Origin of the sequence: Chromobacterium sp. CV08 (assembly GCF_051129845.1) — a bacterium.
Classification (GTDB): Bacteria; Pseudomonadota; Gammaproteobacteria; order Burkholderiales; family Chromobacteriaceae; genus Chromobacterium.
This window is the reverse complement of sequence record NZ_CP150453.1, coordinates 4,027,751-4,044,949: the sequence shown is the minus strand read 5'-3', so window position 1 is coordinate 4,044,949 and position 17,199 is coordinate 4,027,751. Positions and strand designations below refer to the sequence as shown.

Sequence of the window (17,199 nt, the reverse complement as noted above, 5' to 3'; positions counted from 1 at the left end):
AATACAGTTCCGGCGTCGCCGGGCTTCGGGAGGCAATATGGATAGCGACAGCAAGGGTTCTGGCCATAAGCGGGGAGGCATGGCGGCGGTGCTGATCTGCCTCTTCATGGCCATGCTTGACAGCAGCGCGGTGAATATCGCGCTGCCGACCATCGCCGGGGCATTCGATGCGGACTTCGCCCTGGTCCGCTGGGTCGTGCTTTCGTACATGCTGGCGCTGACGGCCCTGGTGTTGCCTATGGGGCGGCTGGCCGACGCGGTGGGGAAAAGAAACATCTACGTGGCGGGGATCGCGGTCTTCGGCTTCGGCTCGGCATGCTGCGCGGTGCCGGTATCGATAGGCTGGCTATTGTTCGGCCGCGTCATACAGGGTATCGGCGCGGCCATCATCCTGGCGCTCGGCCCGGCGTTGGTGACGGAGCTGGTGCCGGCCGGCGAGCGCGGGCGGGCATTCGGCATCATGGGCGCGGCGGTCGCCCTCGGGGTGATCATGGGCCCCAGCGCGGGGGGCGCGCTGATCGCCGTCCTGGGCTGGAATGCCATTTTCTGGCTCAATGTCCCGCTGTGCGTCGGCGCCGCCATCGTGGCGTTCAAGCACCTCGATCGAAGCCGGACTCGCGAGCGTCCGCCGTTCGACCTGGCCGGAACCGCGGCGTTGATCGCCGCGCTGACGCTGTCCTTGCTGGCGCTGTCTCCCGGCGAGACGGGATTTCTCGATGCGCTGGGCGGCGCAGGGGTCTGGTTCGCCGCCATCGTCGCGTGGCTTGTCTTCGTCTGGATGGAACGCCGGGCGGAAAACCCCATCGTAGCGGCGTGGCTATTCGGCAACGCCGTGCTCAGCCTGAATCTGCTGGCGGCGTTTCTCAGCTCGGTCAGCATCGCCGCGACCTTATTGCTGCTGCCGTTCTACCTGCAGAACGTGCTGGGTTTCGCGGTCGCCAAAACAGGCTTGCTGCTTGCCGTCACGCCGGTGGTGCTGACCGTCGCGGCGCCGCTCTCCGGCGTCATGGCCGATCGTTTCGGCGCCCACCGCGTCATCGTCGTCGGCCTGCTCATCATGGCGATCGGCTTCATCGCCATGTCGACGCTGTCCACGCGCACCACATCGCTGGAGTTCGTCTGCAAATTCATCCTCGTCGGCCTGGGGCTGGGTTTGTTCCAGTCGCCGAACAATGCCTTGATCATGTCCGCGGCCGCCGCCGGGCATACCGGCGTCGTGTCGGCCCTGCTGGCGATGACGCGCTTGATGGGGCAGACCATAGGCGTGGCCCTGGTGGGCGCGATAGGGTCGTGGCGCGCATTCGCGCACGGCGCCGCGCGCGCGCCGGCGCAGCATCAAGTCGACGCCTTGGGGGAAATATTCATCGGTTTGATGGTTCTGACCTTGTTGGTACTGGCATTGTCGATTCAAAGCTCGTTATGTCGAAAGAGAGCGGTGGCATCCGTGGCGCCAAGCAATTGAACGGCGGGCATGGACGTTGCCGCATGCAAACTATCTTCACGTGAGGAAGGCCGGGTATGACCAAAGATGATGTGTTTTCGACGGTGAAAGAAATAATCCTGGAAACGCTGCCGGATCTGGATTCGCTGCTGGTGACGCGGGAGCGCAGCCTGAGCGAGCTGGGCGCCAACTCGGTCGACAGGGCCGAGATCGTCGTCAGCAGCATGGCCGCATTGCGGGTGAAGGCTTCCGCGCTGGAATTGCGGGAGGCGAAGAATATCGGCGGCCTGGTCGATATTCTGCATGGCAAGACCGAGGCGGGGGCTTGACGGCCGCCGGAGGCCGGCCGCCTTCCCGCCGCGATGCGGTGGTTACGGGAATGGGCATGGTCGGCGGGGTGGGCATAGGCGTCGAGCGTTTCGCCGACGCCCTTCGCAGCGGGCGCAGCCGCTTCAGCGCGGTGCGCGCCGCGCCGTCCTCGCGCCCCGGCTACGTGATGGCGGAGCTGGGGCCGTTCAACCTGGACGAGCACATGCCATCGGCCTTGCAGGCCGAGCCGTCGCTGGAGGCCCGCTTGCGGAAAGTCGGCGGCCGCTCGACCCGTCTGGTGCAGACCGGTTTGCTGGCCGTCGCGCAGGCGTGGTGCCAGGCCGGCTTTCCGGCCGGCGGCGAGCGGACGGCCCTGGTGGTCGGCGGCCAGAACCTGGCGCACGCGTTCGAAGCCGGCTGGTCGGAGCGTTTTGTCGAGGAGCCCGCCTATCTGAGCCCGTCCGCCGCCATCCAGATGCTGGACACCGATCTGATCGGCTGCGTCAGCGAGGTGTTCGGCATACATGGGGAAGGCTATGCGGTCGGCGGGGCTTCCGCCTCCGGAAACGTCGCGATACTGAACGGCCTGCGGCTGATCCGCAGCGGGGGGGCCGACGTCTGCGTCGTCATCGGCGCCTTGGCCGAGCTGGCCCCGTTCCAGCTGCAGGCGTTCGCCAATCTGGGCGCGCTGGGCGGCGAGGCCTATCTGGACGCGCCGGGTCTGGCCTGCCGCCCCTTCGACCGGCGCCACAATGGCTTCATTCCCGGGCAGGCCAGCGCATGCCTGGTGCTGGAGGATGCGTCCCACGCGCTTGCCCGCGGCGCGCCGGCGCTGGGACGCGTTCTCGGCGGGGCGATGTCGCTGGACGGCAACCGGAGCGCCAATCCGTCGGTCGCCGGGGAGGCCGCGGTCATGCGACGGGCGCTCGCCGACGCCGGGGTGCCCGTCGATGCCGTCGATTACGTGAATGCCCACGGCAGCAGTTCCAGCCTCGGCGACATCACCGAGCTGCAAGCGATAGAACGGGCATTCGGGGCGCATTGTCCGAATGTGCTGGTCAACTCGACCAAAAGCATAGCCGGGCATTGCCTGTGGTCGGCCGGCGTGGTGGAGGCGGTGGCTTGCTTTGTCCAGATCCACGCCGGCTTCCTGCACGGGAATCTGAATTTGACCGATCCGATCGAACACGCGTGCGCGTTGCTCGGGACCGACAGTCGGGACGTCGAACTCCGGGTCGCGCTCAGCAATTCCTTCGGTTTCGGCGGCATCAACACCAGTCTCGTCTTCGCCTCGCCGTCGCTGCCCGTCGGAAGCGGCTGAGCCTTTGGCCCGGCCGTCGCGAAGCGATGTCGGCCGGGCCGCTCCGGGAGGGCTACAACCGTTTCAGGAAGGCGTGGATTTTCGCGATGTCCTCCATCGTGGAAATATGGCGATAGCCCTTCTTCACATAGATGTTTTTTGACCCCGCCTGGGCTTCGAGCACATTGGGAAAGCAGGGGGTCGCGTCGATCAGCGTTCGCAGGGCGGTGATGGTCGAACCGTGAAATTCGGCCGGCAGATTGTCCGTCAACGTTTTCGCTTCGTTGTACCGGTTTTCCCTTATCAGTTTCATGATCTCGTACGGAGCGGCGATCTCCTCCTCGTATTCGTACTCGAATTCGTCCAGCAGCGATTGCTTTTGCGGCGCGGACCGGATGATGGCCTCGGCGCAGCGGACCGGAATCGTGCAAAGCAGCTGATAGCCGATCTGGAACAAGCGCACGATGCCGGGTTCGGCCTCCAGATCGTGTTGCAGCCGGACGACGGCGCCGGCGGCGTCCTCGCCCGCGGTCCCGGCCAGGTAGCATGCGCCGAGATTGCTGGTCGCGCCGACGATCTGGGCCGCCTCCGCTTCATGGATCGCCTTCCCCTGGACGGTGGCGCCCGACATCATGATGTTGGACAGGTAGGCCAGCTCCGCCATTCTGTCGGAGGCGATGTCCGCCGGCAGGCGCGACAGCGCCGTTTTCAGCAAGGACGAGGCGGGCGAGCGCTGCTGTCCGGCCTCGCTTGCCAGCAGCCGCGTTTCCGATTGCGCGGGCGCGAACACCCCGGCGTTCCTAAGGATGGCGTCCAGCGCCGCGAACGCTTCGCGGTTTTCCGTCTCGCCGGCTGGCGATTGCCCGGACACCGGGTTTTCGGCCGCCGGCAGCAGCGGCGGGCGTCGCGCGTCGGCAGGCCGCCCGCTGAACGTCTGCGCCAGCCGCTGGCGCTGCTTCCCGAGGAAGTCCGCCGTGTTGACATCGTAGCGCCGCTGGTCGAGCAGCGATGCCAGCGGCTGCGTCTTCGCCGACATCAGGAACAGCGTCGCGCTGACCGGATCCACGTAGCCGGAGGCCGAGCGCGAGGCGACGCGGTCGCCGGTGATATCCTCTTCCAGCAGCTCGGCCTCCTCTCCGTCCTCCTCCTGGCTCTGCCGGCTGGCGCTGGGGGTGAAATTGCACCGCTCGAGCACGCGGAGCAGGAATTCGGCGGCATGCCGAGACAGATTCAGCAGCATTTCGACAACGACGTGCCAGTGCTTTTCTATCTTGGGGAAGACCTGGTAGTTGTCGATGGAAATCCCGCCGTCGTCTTCCGGCGTCGCGACCGTCCTGTCGACGACCGATATCAGCCTGGCCAGGCATACCACGATGAAGTCCTCGCCGAGGGCGATCAGGCGGGGCGCCAGCCTGTCTTCATCTTCGCGCAGCGTTTCGATCCAGCGCATGAACTGGTCGATGTCCAGTTCTTCCCTTTGGCCCAGCCCCTGGCCATGCCAGAGCGAGATATCGAGAACCTCCTTCAATTTCTCCGCGCTGACCAGGGCCAATATTTCCTGGCAGTCTTCCAGTCCTACCGTCTCTATCAGTTTGTTCAGTGTGTAGGCAGGCAATTCCTGAATATAGGTGGCGAGCTGCGGACTGCCGGAAATCTGGCGAATCAATTCGCTGCCGCCGCGCAATGGGGCGGAGGGCAGGCCTTTGTCGAGTTCGGTCGTTCTTTTCATGGCATGGTCCGGGAGCGTGGATCCAGTCATCGGTATGTCTTTGAATGTGCCGATCGATATTTGAATCTGATGCGGCGGTCGATTGATCGAACAGTTGATTGACTGATTTTGAAAAAATATATTAACGGTGCAGTTTGTTTATGGCGTGGCCTGCCATTTTATTAATATCGGCTCGTCTGATTTGTTTTGTACCGAAACGTGGCGCCTATTGAAAGGCAGGGCTGGACAATATGCTAGCTGTTCTTTCTGTCAGCTCATCGGCGGGAAAAGGTTTGTGCTAGAATAAATCGTCTTTTATTGATCGGTTCCGGCCGGATTTCGAGACGGACCGATGAGCCGCAGCGCAGGCGGACAAGCGGATGCCAACGTGATCCGGCCAGGATCGCGCCGCCGTCGCGGTCGCCGCCTGCGTAGAGCGGGTCCGCCGGCGGGGACGGCGGCTCGCCCGGACGCGGCGAGATGGACAGCCATCGCAAGTGGTAGAATGAGACGGTTGCGTATGCATTGGATAGATTGGAATTTACATTTGACGTCCAACCGAATGATCATTCTCGATACCGAAACCACCGGTCTCGATCCTCAGCAGGGCCACCGCATCATCGAATTCGCCGGCCTGGAAATGATAGGCCGCAAGCTGACCGGCAAGCACTTGCACCTTTACATCCATCCCGAACGCGACATCGATCCCGACGCGCAACGGGTGCACGGCATCTCGCTGGAGTTCCTCGCCGGCAAGCCGGTGTACCGCCAGGTGGCGCAGGAGATCGCCGATTTCCTGCGCGGCGCCGAGTTGATCATCCACAACGCGCCGTTCGACGTGGGCTTCCTCAACGCCGAATTCGCCAAGCTGGGCATGGAGCCGATCGACAAGCTGTGCAGCGGCGTGATCGACACGCTGCGCGACGCGCGCGACATGTTCCCCGGCAAGCGCAACAGCCTGGACGCCCTATGCGACCGCTTCGAGATCGACCGCTCCAACCGTACGCTGCACGGCGCGCTGGTGGACTGCGAACTGCTGTCCGAGGTGTATCTGTGGATGACGCGCGGCCAGGAGAGCCTGGCGATGGACATCGAGGTGGAGCTGCCGGGCGGCGGCGACGCCGGCGCCATCCAGTTCGAGCGCAAGCCGTTGAAAGTGCTGGCCGCCAGCGCGGACGAGCTGGCCGAGCACCAGGCTTACCTGGATACGCTGGACAAGGCGGTGAAGGGGCAGTGCCTGTGGCGCGGCCTGGAGGCGCCGGCCGCGGCGGAGGGCTGAGATGGCGAGAATGATCGCGCTGGTGCCGGCCGCCGGCACCGGCAGCCGTTTCGGCGCGCCCAGTCCCAAGCAGTACCTGCAGTTGAACGGCAAGCCGCTGATGTGGCACACGCTGGCCACGCTGGCGGCGGTGCCGGCGATAGACGAGGTGGCGGTGGTGATCTCGCCGCAGGACGAGTGGTTCGACGATTTCGCCTGGGCGCTGCCCAAGCTGTCGGTGCACCGCGTCGGCGGCGCCAGCCGTGCCGACAGCGTGGCCGCCGGCCTGGCGGCGCTGGCCTGCGCCGACGACGACTGGGTGCTGGTGCACGACGCCGCGCGCTGCTGCCTGTCTGTGGCGGCGGCGGAGAGGCTGATCGCCACGCTGGCCGACCATCCGGTCGGCGGCCTGCTGGCGCTGCCGGTGCCGGACACCGTCAAGCGCGCCGACGGCGACGGCCGGGTCAGCGCCACCGTGCCGCGCAACGGCCTGTGGCTGGCTCAGACGCCGCAGATGTTCCGCGCCGGCACGCTGGTCCGGGCGCTGGACGGCGGCGGCGCCGACATCACCGACGAGGCGTCCGCCATCGAGCGGCTGGGGCTGAAGCCGCAGCTGGTCGAGGGCGACGCGCAGAATTTCAAGGTCACCTACCCGCGCGACCTGGCGCTGGCGCGCGCGATACTCGCCGCGCGCGACGCGCAGTGATTGAACGCCGCAAGGCGGAAGGACCAATATGTTCCGTATCGGACAAGGCTATGACGTGCATCAGCTGGTCGAGGGCCGCCCGCTGATCCTGGGCGGAGTGGAGATTCCGCACGAGAAGGGCCTGCTCGGCCATTCCGACGCCGACGCGCTGCTGCACGCGATCACCGACGCGTTGCTCGGCGCCGCCGCGCTCGGCGACATCGGCCGCCATTTCCCGGACACCGCGGCCGAGTTCCGCGGCGCCGACAGCCGCGCGCTGCTGCGCGAAGCCGCGGCGCGGGTGCGCGCCGCCGGCTGGAGGCCGGTCAATGTGGACAGCACGCTGATCGCGCAGCGCCCCAAGCTGGCGCCGCACATAGACGCGATGCGCGCCAATATCGCCGCCGACCTGGGGCTGGACGTCGGCGCGGTCAACGTCAAGGGCAAGACCAACGAGAAGCTCGGCTATCTCGGCCGTTGCGAGGCGATAGAGGCTCAGGCCGCCTGTCTGCTGATGCCGGTTTGACGCCGCTGCTGAAACCGCCGATCCCGCGTTGCGCCTCCTTGTCGTACGATGTGTACTGCCTGCGTCGGCGCGCCTTGGCTCTATGCTTTGATCGGCTGCTATCCTATCCGCCGCATGGACTGCTGATCCTGCGTCTCTTTCGGGCGGCATGCCTGAGCCGGCCTCTTGTGGGATAATCGCGCATCGCCGCCGCTGCCGGAGACCGGCGGAACCCATACCCATGCCAGGAGGCCCCGTAATGCTGACCCAGGATCAACTGAAACTCGCCGTTGCCCAGAAGGCGCTGGAATTCGTGCCGGAGGACGCCATCATCGGCGTCGGCACCGGCAGCACCGTCAACCTGTTCATCGAGGCGCTGGCCGGCATCAAGGGGCGCATCCGCGGCGCGGTATCCAGTTCCGAGGCCTCGACCGCCCGTCTGAAGGCGCACCATATTCCGGTGTTCGACCTGAACGAAGTGGAGAAGCTGCCGGTCTATATCGACGGCGCCGACGAGATCAACCATCACCTGCACATGATCAAGGGCGGCGGCGCGGCGCTGACGCGCGAGAAGATTGTCGCCGGCGTCGCCGACGAGTTCATATGCATCGCCGACGAGAACAAGTACGTGGCGATGCTGGGCGCCTTCCCGCTGCCGATCGAGGTGATCCCGATGGCGCGCAGCTATGTCGCGCGCGAACTGGTCAAGCTGGGCGGCCACCCGGAACTGCGCCAGGGCGTGATCACCGACAACGGCAACCTCATCCTCGACGTCCACGGCCTGCAGATCATGAAGCCCGTGGAGTTGGAGGAGACCATCAACCACATCGCCGGCGTCGTCACCTGCGGCCTGTTCGCCCGCCGTCGCGCCGACGTGCTGGTGCTGGGCAAGCAGGGCGGCGTCGAAGTGTTGCGCTGACGGAGATCCCGTCCGGCCCGGTCCGTCGAACGCGGCCGGGCAAAGATGGCATGTCACGCGGCTGTCATCTCATTGTCTTACAATCCATCCTTTCCGCGAGAGCCCGAGGCAAACATGGCAGAACACATTTCCAAGCAGTTCGACCTGGAACTGGAAACCATCCGGACCCGGGTGCTGCAGATGGGCGGCCTGGTGGAGCAGCAGATCCTGTCGGCGATAGACGCGCTGATGGCCGGCGACGTCGTCCGCCTGGACAAGGTGATGGCCGAGGACGCGCTGGTCAACGCGATGGAGGTCGGCATCGACGACGACTGCCTGCACATCATCGCCCGCCGACAGCCGGCGGCCAGCGATCTGCGCATCGTCTTCACCGTGATCAAGATCATCACCGACCTGGAGCGCATCGGCGACGAGGCGGCCAAGATCGCGCGCATGGGCAAGACCATCCACCAGTCCGAGCGCTTCCAGATGCCGCGTTTCCGCGAGATCGAGAAAATGGCCGAGGTGGCGCTGGCGATGCTGCGCCGCGCGCTGGACGCCTTCGCCCGGCTGGACACCAGCGCCGCGCTGGAGCTGGCCGAGGAAGACCAGCGGCTGGACGAGAATTTCGCGTCCGAGCTGCGCCAGCTGATCACCTTCATGATGGAAGACCCGCGCACCATCAGCATGTCCATCGACACGCTGTTCATCTCCAAGGCGATCGAGCGCATCGGCGACCACGCCAAGAACATCTCCGAATACGTGGTCTACCTGGTCAAGGGCAAGGACATCCGCCACACCACGCTGGAAGACAAGAAGCGCGAGTCGCTGGGGCGCTAGCCGGACGAGCCGGACATGACGCTGGACGTAAAATGGCGGTAACATCTCGCGGTTACCGCCATTTTGCTTGCCGGGCGCGCCGGGCGATCTTCGTCCCCTTGCGTCCGCGCGGGCGCAACCGAACAAGAAAAGGGGTGTCCTTGACACACGCCACGCCCCCGCATACCGTGCTGGCCACCATCGATCTGGGTTCCAACAGCTTCCGGCTGCAGGTTTCCCGCGTGGTGGACGATCAGTTGTACACGCTGGACGTCATGAAGGAGACCGTGCGCCTCGGCGCCGGCCTGACGGCGGACAAACATCTGGACGACGACACCCAGGCGCGCGCGCTGGCCTGCCTCGCCCGCTTCGGCGAGCGGCTGCGCGGCTTCCTGCCCGGTCAGGTGCGCGTCGTCGGCACCAATACCTTGCGCGTCGCCAAGAACGCCGCCGGCTTCATCGCCGAGGCCGAGGAGCGGCTCGGCTTCCCGATCGAGGTGATAGCCGGGCGCGAGGAGGCGCGGCTGATCTATCTGGGCGCCGCTCATTCGCTGCCCGACACCAAGGAGCGCCGGATGGTGGTCGACATCGGCGGCGGCTCCACCGAATTCATCATCGGCAGCCATTACAAGGCGCTGGTCACCGAAAGCCTGCCGCTGGGCTGCGTCAGCTACACGCTGCGCTTCTTCCCGGACGGCAAGCTGACCCGCGGCAACTTCCGCGACGCGGTGCTGGCGGCCCGCAACGAGATCCAGCGCATACGCCACGAATACCGTCCCAGCGAATGGCAGCTCGCCGTCGGCACCTCCGGCACGGCGCGCTCGCTGCGCGACGTGCTGGAGATCAACGACTGGAGCCGGGCCGACATCACGCTGTCCGGCATGGAGCAGCTGCGCGCGGTGCTGATCGAGCAGGGCAGCATAGACGCGATCAAGGTCAACGGCCTGAAGGCCGACCGCGCGCCGGTGCTGGCCGGCGGCCTCGCCATCATGATCGCGGTGTTCGAGGAGTTGCAGGTCGAGAAGATGATCGTCACCGAGGGCGCGCTGCGCGACGGCGTGCTGTACGATCTGTTGGGCCGACAGCGGGAGAAGGACATGCGCGACAGCACGGTGGCCTTGTTCAAGCGCCGCTACCACGCCGACACGCAGCAGGCCGAGCGCGTCAATCTGCTGGCCGAGCGGCTGTACCGGATGTTGGCCGGCGAGGACGTCGACCAGGACATGCTGAAGCGGCTGTGCTGGGCGGCCAAGCTGCACGAGATCGGCCTGACCATCGCCCACACCGCTTACCACAAGCATTCGGCCTACATCCTGCAAAACGCCGACATGCCCGGCTTCTCCAAGCGCGAGCAGGCCACGCTGGCCGCCATCGTGCTGGGCCATCGAGGCGACATGGGCAAGATGGCGCAATACATCAATCAGCCGGCGCTGTGGCAGGCGGTGGTGGCGTTGCGGATCGCCGTGCTGTTCTACCGCAGCCGCATCAATGTGGCGCTGCCGGCGGAGCTGGACCTCAGGCAGCACGCGCGCGGCTTCACGCTGTCGCTGAGCGACGACTGGCTGGAGGCGAATCCGCTATCGGCCAGCAGCTTCCGCCAGGAGGTCAATCAATGGAAAAACGTCGGCTTCCAGCTAGACATCGTGCGGAAATAGGACGGCGATGCGCCATCCCGAGCTGAAGGAGAGGCTGCCGACGCTGGGCGAGCAGGCGGGGACGCTGCTGCCGGTCGGCGAAGCCAAGCACGCGGGCACCAAGCTGTCCTTGTTCGATTTCTGCGCCGACGAGGCGATCGAGCTGGCCGAGCTGCCGCTGGCCAATCTGGCGGGCTACCGCCGCTGCGGCGAGGTGCTGTGGCTGAACGTCTACGGCCTGCGGGACGTCGCCGCCATCCAGGCGATAGGCGAGTTTCGGCCTGCACCCGCTGGTGCAGGAGGACATCCTCAACGCCCGCCAGCGGCCCAAGCTGGAAGACTACGACGACTACCTGTTCCTGGTCTGCCGCGTGTTCGACTATCAGCAGGGCGGGCGGCTGCAGTCGGACCAGATGTATCTGGTGCTCGGCGACGGCTTCGTGCTGTCGTTCCAGGAAAAGCCGACCGGGGTGTTCGAGCAGGTGCGCGAGCGGCTGCGCAAGGGCCGCGGCGCCTTGCGCCGGCGCGGCGCGGACTATCTGGCCTATTCGCTGCTGGACGCCATCATAGACGACTACTTCGGCGTGCTCGGCCAGTTCAACGACAAGGTGGAGCGCACCGACGGCCAGCTGCTGGCCGGCCGCGACAGCGGCGTGCTGCGCCAGATCCAGCGGCTGAAGCGGGATTGCCTGAAGCTCAGGCGCGCGCTGCTGCCCTTGCGCGAAGTGCTGCTGTCGCTGAACCGCGGAGACGAGGAGCGCATCGGCGACGACACCCGCGTCTATCTGCGCGACGCCTACGACCACGTGGTCCATGTGCTGGAGTCGCTGGAAATGAACCGCGAGATGGTAGGCGATATGATGGACCTGTATCTGTCCACGCAGTCGCACCGGCTGAACCTGCAGATGCGGGTGCTGACGGTGATCACGATGATCTTCATGCCGCTGACGCTGATCGCCGGCATCTACGGCATGAACTTCGAGTACATGCCGGAGCTGAAGTGGCATTACGGCTACTTCATCGTGCTGCTGGCGATGGGCGGCATTTCCGCCGGGATGAGCTGGTGGTTCTGGAAGCGGCGGTGGATTTGACGCTCCATCTTCACGGTGCCATGATGAATCGAAGCTTCAATAGACGATTGATTCTAGTTGAGAGTTGCGGGAGAGAACCATGAAACCGTTTTCGGTTCATGCAATCTGGGATGATGAAGCCAGTGTTTGGGTGGCTAGCAGCAAAGATGTGCGAGGACTGGTTGCAGAGGCGGCTACGCGTGAGGAACTGGTGGCCATGCTCAAGGCTCGCATTCCGGAGTTGCTGGAGCTGAATGATCAGCCATTGCCCGAGGGAGAGATTCGTTTTCGTCTGAAATCGGAACAGGTCTCAACCGAGGTAATTTGTGACTGACTTTACCGCTGCGGTAAAGAAAAAGTTGAAGGAACACGGCTGCAGCTTTGATCGCCAAGGGAAAGGCGACCACGAAATCTGGTATAGCCCCATTACAAATACGAAATTTCCGGTGGATAGCAGCATTCGGTCTAGGCATACCGCCAATGAGATCATGAAGCAGGCGGGCATCCACCACCATTTCTGATAGCAATTCATATCAATCAGCCGGCTCTGCGCCGGCTGATTCTGTTTTACACCTCGTCCGAGCGCAGCCGCCTGACGCCGGCCTGGCGCATCTGCATCCAGGCCTCGGCCAGCGAGCCGTCGATGTCTATCGCGCGACAGGCGTCCTCGATCACATGGGTTTCGAAACCGGCGGCGCAGGCGTCGATGGCGCTCCAGGCGACGCAGAAATCGGTGGCCAGGCCGGCCAGCCACACCTTTTTCACACCCAGCGCGTCCAGATAGCCGGCCAGGCCGGTGACGGTGGTCCTGTCGGCCTCGACGAAGGCGGAGTAGCTGTCCACACCGGCGTGCATGCCCTTGCGCACCACCAGCCGCGCGTGTCCGGTCTCCAGCTCGGGATGGAAGTCGGCGCCTGGGCTGCCGGCGACGCAATGGTCCGGCCACAGCGTCTGCGCGCCATAGGGCAGGTCCAGGCTCTGGAAAGGCTGCATGCCGGGGTGGCCGGACGCGAACGATATATGGCCTTTCGGGTGCCAATCCTGGGTCAGCACCACGTTTTCGAACAGCAGCGACAGATGGTTGATCAGCGGCACCACTTCGTCGCCGCCGGGCACCGCCAGCTCGCCGCCGGGGCAGAAACTGTTCTGCACATCGACCACCAGCAGCGCGCAGTCGGCGCCATAGCGTTTCAGGGGCATGGGACTACCTTGTTGTTGTCGTCTTCCGTCTTGTTAACACGGGCGCGCCCGACGGTAAAGGGGACGGGGTCTTTACCGCGCTTGCTTTACATACCCCATGGGGGTATAAAGAGGGCAGGAGGACGCGATGACACAATCCTTGTTGACGCTGCCGGTGGCCGGCATGAGCTGCGCCGCCTGCGCGGCCCGCATCGAGAAGCAGCTGAACCGCATCGCCGGCGTCGAGGCGGCGGTCAGCTTCGCCAATGAAAGCGCCCAGCTGCGCTACGATCCCGATCAAACCGATCCGCGGCAATTGGTGGACGCCATCGTCCGCTGCGGCTTCGAGGTACCGCGCCAGACGCTGGAGCTGGGCATCGGCGGCATGAGCTGCGCCGCCTGCGCGGCGCGGCTGGAGAAGGCGCTGGGCCGCTTGCCCGGCGTCGAGGCCAGCGTCAATTTCGCCGCCGAGTCGGCGCGGGTCGACTACCTGCCGGGCCTGGCGGACCGCGGGCGGGTGCTGGACGCGGTGCGCAAGGCCGGATTCGAACCGTCGCCGCGCGAGGACGGCGGCGGCGGAGAGCAGGCTGCCGCCCGTTATCGGCGTGAGCTCGCCTGGTTTGCCGCGTCGGCGCTGCTGACGCTGCCTTTCATGGTGGAAATGGCGGCGATGTTCGCCGGCGGCCACCACGGCTGGCTGCCCAGGATGTGGCAGCTGGCGCTGGCGACGCCGGTGCAGTTCATCGTCGGCTGGCGCTTCTACCGCGGCGCCTGGCAGGCGCTGCGTGGCGGCGTCGCCAATATGGACGTGCTGGTGGCGCTGGGCACCAGCATGGCCTGGCTGCTGTCGGCGGCGGTGACGCTGTGGGACATTCCCGGCCAGCACGTGTATTTCGAGGCCAGCGCGGCGGTGATCACGCTGGTGCTGCTGGGCAAGCTGCTGGAGGCCAGGGCCAAGGGCCGGGCCTCGGCGGCGATCGCGGCGCTGGTGAAGCTGGCGCCCAGGACCGCCCGCGTCGAGCGCGGCGGCGAGCTGGTCGAGCTGGCGGTGGACCGGCTGCAACACGGCGATGTGGTGGTGGTGCGCCACGGCGACAGCCTGCCGGTGGACGGCGAGGTCGTCGACGGCCAGGCCTGGCTGGACGAAAGCATGCTGAGCGGTGAGAGCCGGCCGGTGGCGAAGCGGATCGGCGACAAGGTCTACGCCGCCACCCGCAACCAGGACGGCATGCTCAAGGTGCGCGCCACCGGCGTCGGCGGCGACACCCAGCTGGCCGAGATCGTGCGCATGGTCGCCGCGGCCCAGGGCAGCAAGGCGCCGATACAGCGCCTGGCGGACCGCATCTCGGCGGTATTCGTGCCGGCGGTCAGCGCGGTCGCGCTGCTGACCTTCCTGCTGAGCGGCTGGCTGCTCGGCAGCTGGACGACGGCGCTGATCGACGCGGTGGCGGTGCTGGTGATCGCCTGCCCGTGCGCGCTGGGCCTGGCCACGCCGACGGCGGTGATGGTCGGCGTCGGCAACGGCGCGCGGCGCGGCATCCTGTTCCGCAACGCCGCCGCGCTTGAGCAGGCCGGCAAGGTGGACGTGCTGCTGGTGGACAAGACCGGCACGCTGACCGAGGGCCGGCCGACGCTGCGCAGCGCGCTGGCGCTGGACGGCGACGAGAGCCGGCTGATCCAACTGGCGGCCAGCGCCGAGGCCGGCTCCGAGCATCCGCTGGCCCACGCCTTGTTGCAGCGGGCGAAAGAGCTGGAACTGCCCTTGCTGGCCTGCGAGCGCTTTCGCGCCGATGTCGGCAATGGCGTCGAGGCCGCGCTGCCGGGCGCGGGCATGGTCAAGGTGGGCGTGCCGTCCTGGATAGGAATGGAGCCGCCGGCCGAGGCCGCCGCCTGGCCGCAGCAAGGCTGCACGGTGGTGGCGGTCAGCCTGGACGACAAGCCGCTGGGCGTGCTGGCGCTGGCCGATCCGCTGAGGGACAGCTCGAAGGCGGCGGTGCAGGCGCTGCGCGGGCTGGGCGTCAAGGTGGTGATGCTGACCGGCGACCACGAAAGCACCGCGCGCAGCATCGCCGCCGAAGCCGGCATAGAGCAGTGGCGCGCCGGCATGAAGCCGCAGGACAAGGCCGATGTGGTCGAATACTGGCAGCGGCAGGGCTGCAAGGTGGCGATGCTGGGCGACGGCGTCAACGACGCCCCGGCGTTGGCGGCGGCCGACGTCAGTCTGGCGATGGGCGCCGGTTCCGACGTGGCCATCGCCGCCGCCGACATCACGCTGATGCACGGCGACCTGGCGCACGCGGTGGACGCGATCCGCCTGTCGCGCGCCAGTCTGGCCAAGATACGCCAGAACCTGGCCTTCGCTTTCGTCTACAACGTGCTGGGCATCCCGCTGGCGGCCGTCGGCATGCTGAACCCGGTGATCGCCGGCGCGGCGATGGCGGCGAGCTCGGTATCGGTGGTGTCCAACTCCCTGCTGCTGCGCCGCTGGCGCTGAGCGGCAGGGCCGATAGTCAATCTGAACGAATGGAGAACACAATGACGGAATTGATCCTGAACATCGACGGCATGAGTTGCGGCGGCTGCGTAGGCAGCGTCACCGGCCTGCTGAGCGGCATGGCCGGCGTCGTCGGCGCCGAGGTCAGCCTGGAGGAAAAGCGCGCCCGCGTGCAGTACGACCCGGCCGTGGTGTCGCCGGAGGAGCTGGCGGCGGCGGTCCGCGACGCCGGTTTCGACGTCAGCGTCTGAGCGGCTTCGCCGGGCGGCCGTCACAAAGACCAGTACCGCTGGGCGGTGCGGCGAGGTTTGCTAGCGCCTGTCCCGCCTCGCCGCCATCCGGCGGCGCCGAGAACGGTTGGAGGCGGGTCGGACACGGAGGCCTCGCATGTGCACGCATTTCCAACTGCAGTCCGCTGATCGCAATCAGGTGGTCGGTCGTTCGATGGAGTTCGCCCGGCCGCTGGACCCGGCCTTTTACATCCAGCGCCGCAGCGAGACCTTTCAGCAGCCGGTGTGGGCCGGCGCGGAATTCCAGAAGATGGAGGCTGCGGCGGGCTGGTCGGTGCGCTACGGCTATGTCGGCGTCAGTTCGACCAATCTGCCGCTGCCGGGCATCTCGCAGCGCATCGTCACCGACGGCCTGAACGAGGCCGGACTCAGCGTCAGCCTGCTGTGGCTGCCGCAGACCCGCTACCAGGATTTTTCCAGCCTGCAGACCACGGTGCTGGCGCCGTTGTTCGCCGACTGGGTCTTGGCGCACTGCGGCAGCGTCGCCGAAGTGCGCGAGCTGCTCCCGACGCGGCAGTTCTGGCTGCCGGACTGGCTGGCCAAGCAGCTGCCGCTGCACGCGGCCATCGTCGACAAGGACGGTCGTTCGGTGGTGGTGGAGTTCCAGGACGGACAACAGAAGATCTACCACAACCCGGTCGGCGTCTGCACCAATGCGCCGTGGTTCCCGTGGCATCTGGACAATCTGGGCAATTATCTGAACCTGACGCCCAACGATCCGGCGCCGCAGGAAATCGGCACGCTGTCGGTGGCCGCGCCCGGGCACGGCGGCGGCCTGGCCGGCCTGCCCGGCAACGCGACGCCGCCGGCGCGCTTCGTGCGCACCGTCTATCTGAAGCAGTACGCCGACACGCCGGACGACCTGCCCCAGGCCTACACCTTGGCCACCCATCTGCTGAACGCCGTCGATATCCCGCGCGGCGTCATCCGCGACGGCGCCGAGCAGGACTATACCCAGTGGGCGGTGGTTAAGGGACTGAACAGCGGCGAGATCGGCCTGCGCACCTACGACAGCATGCAGTACTGCGGACTGAAGCTGGCCGATATCGATTTCGGCGCCGTCGACACCCAGGTGATCCCGCTGCCCAAGCTGGCCGACATCAGCTTCATCGAGCCGCGCTAGTCGTCGCCCAGCATGCCGTACTCCACCGGCGTCTTCATGTAGAACACCCTGACGCCTTCGTCGCGCAGCCGGTCGAGCAGCAGCTCGGCCTCCTGGGCGCTGAGCGCCATCGTGACTTCCTCCGGCTGGTCGGCCAGCTCGAAGAAGCGGGCGGCGTGGATGCGGCGCCCGCCGCCGAAGCCCTCGCTGGCGGAGAACAGCGTCGCGCCGCCTATGCCCAGGCGCCGCGCCTCCTGCAATATCCACTCGGCCAGCGGCACGCCGTGGTGGCGGTGGTCCTGCTGGGTGAAGAACGATAGCTGGTAGCCTTGCATGGCGGCCTCCTGATGGCGCGGGCGGCGCTGTTCTTCCATTGTATCAGCGGGCGGAGGCCGTCGCCTGCACTGGAAATTCCCTCGGCATATTGTGGCTGCTTCTTGCGCGGACTATGATCATCGGTCGGGCCGCGTCAGCGAAGACCAGGGGCGGCTGCATCGAAACAAGGGG

18 protein-coding genes are annotated in these 17,199 nt (G+C 66.3%); 15 read left to right on the top strand and 3 right to left on the bottom strand.

Annotated elements, in window-relative coordinates:
• Positions 1–37: 37 nt before the first annotated feature.
• The 3 genes from WNM05_RS18490 to WNM05_RS18480 are packed head-to-tail and all read left to right on the top strand — an operon-like array spanning position 38 to position 3,071.
• On the top strand, positions 38–1,462 hold the full coding sequence (locus WNM05_RS18490) for an MFS transporter (RefSeq protein ID WP_434629643.1): 1,425 nt from the start codon (positions 38–40) through the stop codon (positions 1,460–1,462).
• 56 nt (positions 1,463–1,518) lie between these two features.
• Positions 1,519–1,770, top strand: coding sequence for a hypothetical protein (locus WNM05_RS18485; RefSeq protein ID WP_434629640.1), 252 nt, complete (start codon positions 1,519–1,521; stop codon positions 1,768–1,770).
• A 38-nt stretch (positions 1,771–1,808) separates the two neighbouring features.
• Positions 1,809–3,071, top strand: a complete 1,263-nt coding sequence (locus WNM05_RS18480) for a beta-ketoacyl synthase N-terminal-like domain-containing protein (protein ID WP_434629637.1) — start codon at positions 1,809–1,811, stop codon at positions 3,069–3,071.
• Between the two features lie 52 nt (positions 3,072–3,123).
• On the opposite strand, the gene WNM05_RS18475 is transcribed toward WNM05_RS18480, so the two are convergent.
• Positions 3,124–4,779: a DUF6178 family protein gene (locus tag WNM05_RS18475; RefSeq protein WP_434629635.1), complete on the bottom strand. Its 1,656-nt coding sequence runs from the start codon at positions 4,777–4,779 to the stop codon at positions 3,124–3,126.
• 499 nt (positions 4,780–5,278) lie between these two features.
• Here WNM05_RS18475 and dnaQ point away from each other — a divergent pair, with 499 nt between their 5' ends.
• The 9 genes from dnaQ to WNM05_RS18430 all read left to right on the top strand — a co-directional run bounded on the left by dnaQ (position 5,279) and on the right by WNM05_RS18430 (position 12,148).
• On the top strand, positions 5,279–6,037 hold the full coding sequence (gene dnaQ / locus WNM05_RS18470) for a DNA polymerase III subunit epsilon (RefSeq protein ID WP_434629632.1): 759 nt from the start codon (positions 5,279–5,281) through the stop codon (positions 6,035–6,037).
• A 1-nt stretch (position 6,038) separates the two neighbouring features.
• Complete coding sequence (gene ispD, locus WNM05_RS18465; protein WP_434629629.1) at positions 6,039–6,722, top strand: 2-C-methyl-D-erythritol 4-phosphate cytidylyltransferase; 684 nt, start codon at positions 6,039–6,041, stop codon at positions 6,720–6,722.
• A gap of 28 nt (positions 6,723–6,750) precedes the next feature.
• Positions 6,751–7,227, top strand: coding sequence for a 2-C-methyl-D-erythritol 2,4-cyclodiphosphate synthase (gene ispF, locus WNM05_RS18460; protein ID WP_101709323.1), 477 nt, complete (start codon positions 6,751–6,753; stop codon positions 7,225–7,227).
• A 238-nt stretch (positions 7,228–7,465) separates the two neighbouring features.
• On the top strand, positions 7,466–8,125 hold the full coding sequence (gene rpiA / locus WNM05_RS18455) for a ribose-5-phosphate isomerase RpiA (protein ID WP_434629625.1): 660 nt from the start codon (positions 7,466–7,468) through the stop codon (positions 8,123–8,125).
• Positions 8,126–8,239: 114 nt separating this feature from the next.
• Positions 8,240–8,944, top strand: a complete 705-nt coding sequence (phoU, locus tag WNM05_RS18450) for a phosphate signaling complex protein PhoU (RefSeq protein WP_434629623.1) — start codon at positions 8,240–8,242, stop codon at positions 8,942–8,944.
• 140 nt (positions 8,945–9,084) lie between these two features.
• Positions 9,085–10,578: an exopolyphosphatase gene (gene ppx, locus WNM05_RS18445; RefSeq protein WP_434635164.1), complete on the top strand. Its 1,494-nt coding sequence runs from the start codon at positions 9,085–9,087 to the stop codon at positions 10,576–10,578.
• Between the two features lie 272 nt (positions 10,579–10,850).
• Positions 10,851–11,648 (top strand): magnesium/cobalt transporter CorA, encoded by a 798-nt coding sequence (corA, locus tag WNM05_RS18440; protein ID WP_434629620.1) that lies wholly within the window; start codon positions 10,851–10,853, stop codon positions 11,646–11,648.
• A 79-nt stretch (positions 11,649–11,727) separates the two neighbouring features.
• Positions 11,728–11,961, top strand: coding sequence for a DUF1902 domain-containing protein (locus WNM05_RS18435; protein WP_070980929.1), 234 nt, complete (start codon positions 11,728–11,730; stop codon positions 11,959–11,961).
• Positions 11,954–12,148, top strand: a complete 195-nt coding sequence (locus WNM05_RS18430) for a type II toxin-antitoxin system HicA family toxin (RefSeq protein ID WP_434629617.1) — start codon at positions 11,954–11,956, stop codon at positions 12,146–12,148. Before WNM05_RS18435 ends, WNM05_RS18430 begins: the two co-directional genes overlap by 8 nt.
• Positions 12,149–12,194: 46 nt before the next feature.
• On the opposite strand, the gene pncA is transcribed toward WNM05_RS18430, so the two are convergent.
• Positions 12,195–12,827, bottom strand: a complete 633-nt coding sequence (gene pncA / locus WNM05_RS18425; protein WP_434629614.1) for a bifunctional nicotinamidase/pyrazinamidase — start codon at positions 12,825–12,827, stop codon at positions 12,195–12,197.
• A 127-nt stretch (positions 12,828–12,954) separates the two neighbouring features.
• Between pncA and WNM05_RS18420 the strand changes: the two genes are divergently transcribed.
• The 3 genes from WNM05_RS18420 to WNM05_RS18410 all read left to right on the top strand — a co-directional run bounded on the left by WNM05_RS18420 (position 12,955) and on the right by WNM05_RS18410 (position 16,713).
• Positions 12,955–15,300 (top strand): heavy metal translocating P-type ATPase, encoded by a 2,346-nt coding sequence (locus tag WNM05_RS18420; protein ID WP_434629612.1) that lies wholly within the window; start codon positions 12,955–12,957, stop codon positions 15,298–15,300.
• A gap of 41 nt (positions 15,301–15,341) precedes the next feature.
• Positions 15,342–15,551, top strand: a complete 210-nt coding sequence (locus tag WNM05_RS18415; protein ID WP_434629609.1) for a heavy-metal-associated domain-containing protein — start codon at positions 15,342–15,344, stop codon at positions 15,549–15,551.
• A 136-nt stretch (positions 15,552–15,687) separates the two neighbouring features.
• Complete coding sequence (locus tag WNM05_RS18410; RefSeq protein WP_434629607.1) at positions 15,688–16,713, top strand: linear amide C-N hydrolase; 1,026 nt, start codon at positions 15,688–15,690, stop codon at positions 16,711–16,713.
• Here WNM05_RS18410 and WNM05_RS18405 read toward each other — a convergent pair.
• A complete protein-coding gene (locus WNM05_RS18405) occupies positions 16,710–17,027 on the bottom strand; it encodes a DUF190 domain-containing protein (protein WP_434629604.1) in 318 nt (105 codons plus the stop codon). The genes WNM05_RS18410 and WNM05_RS18405 overlap by 4 nt on opposite strands.
• Positions 17,028–17,199: the final 172 nt, after the last annotated feature.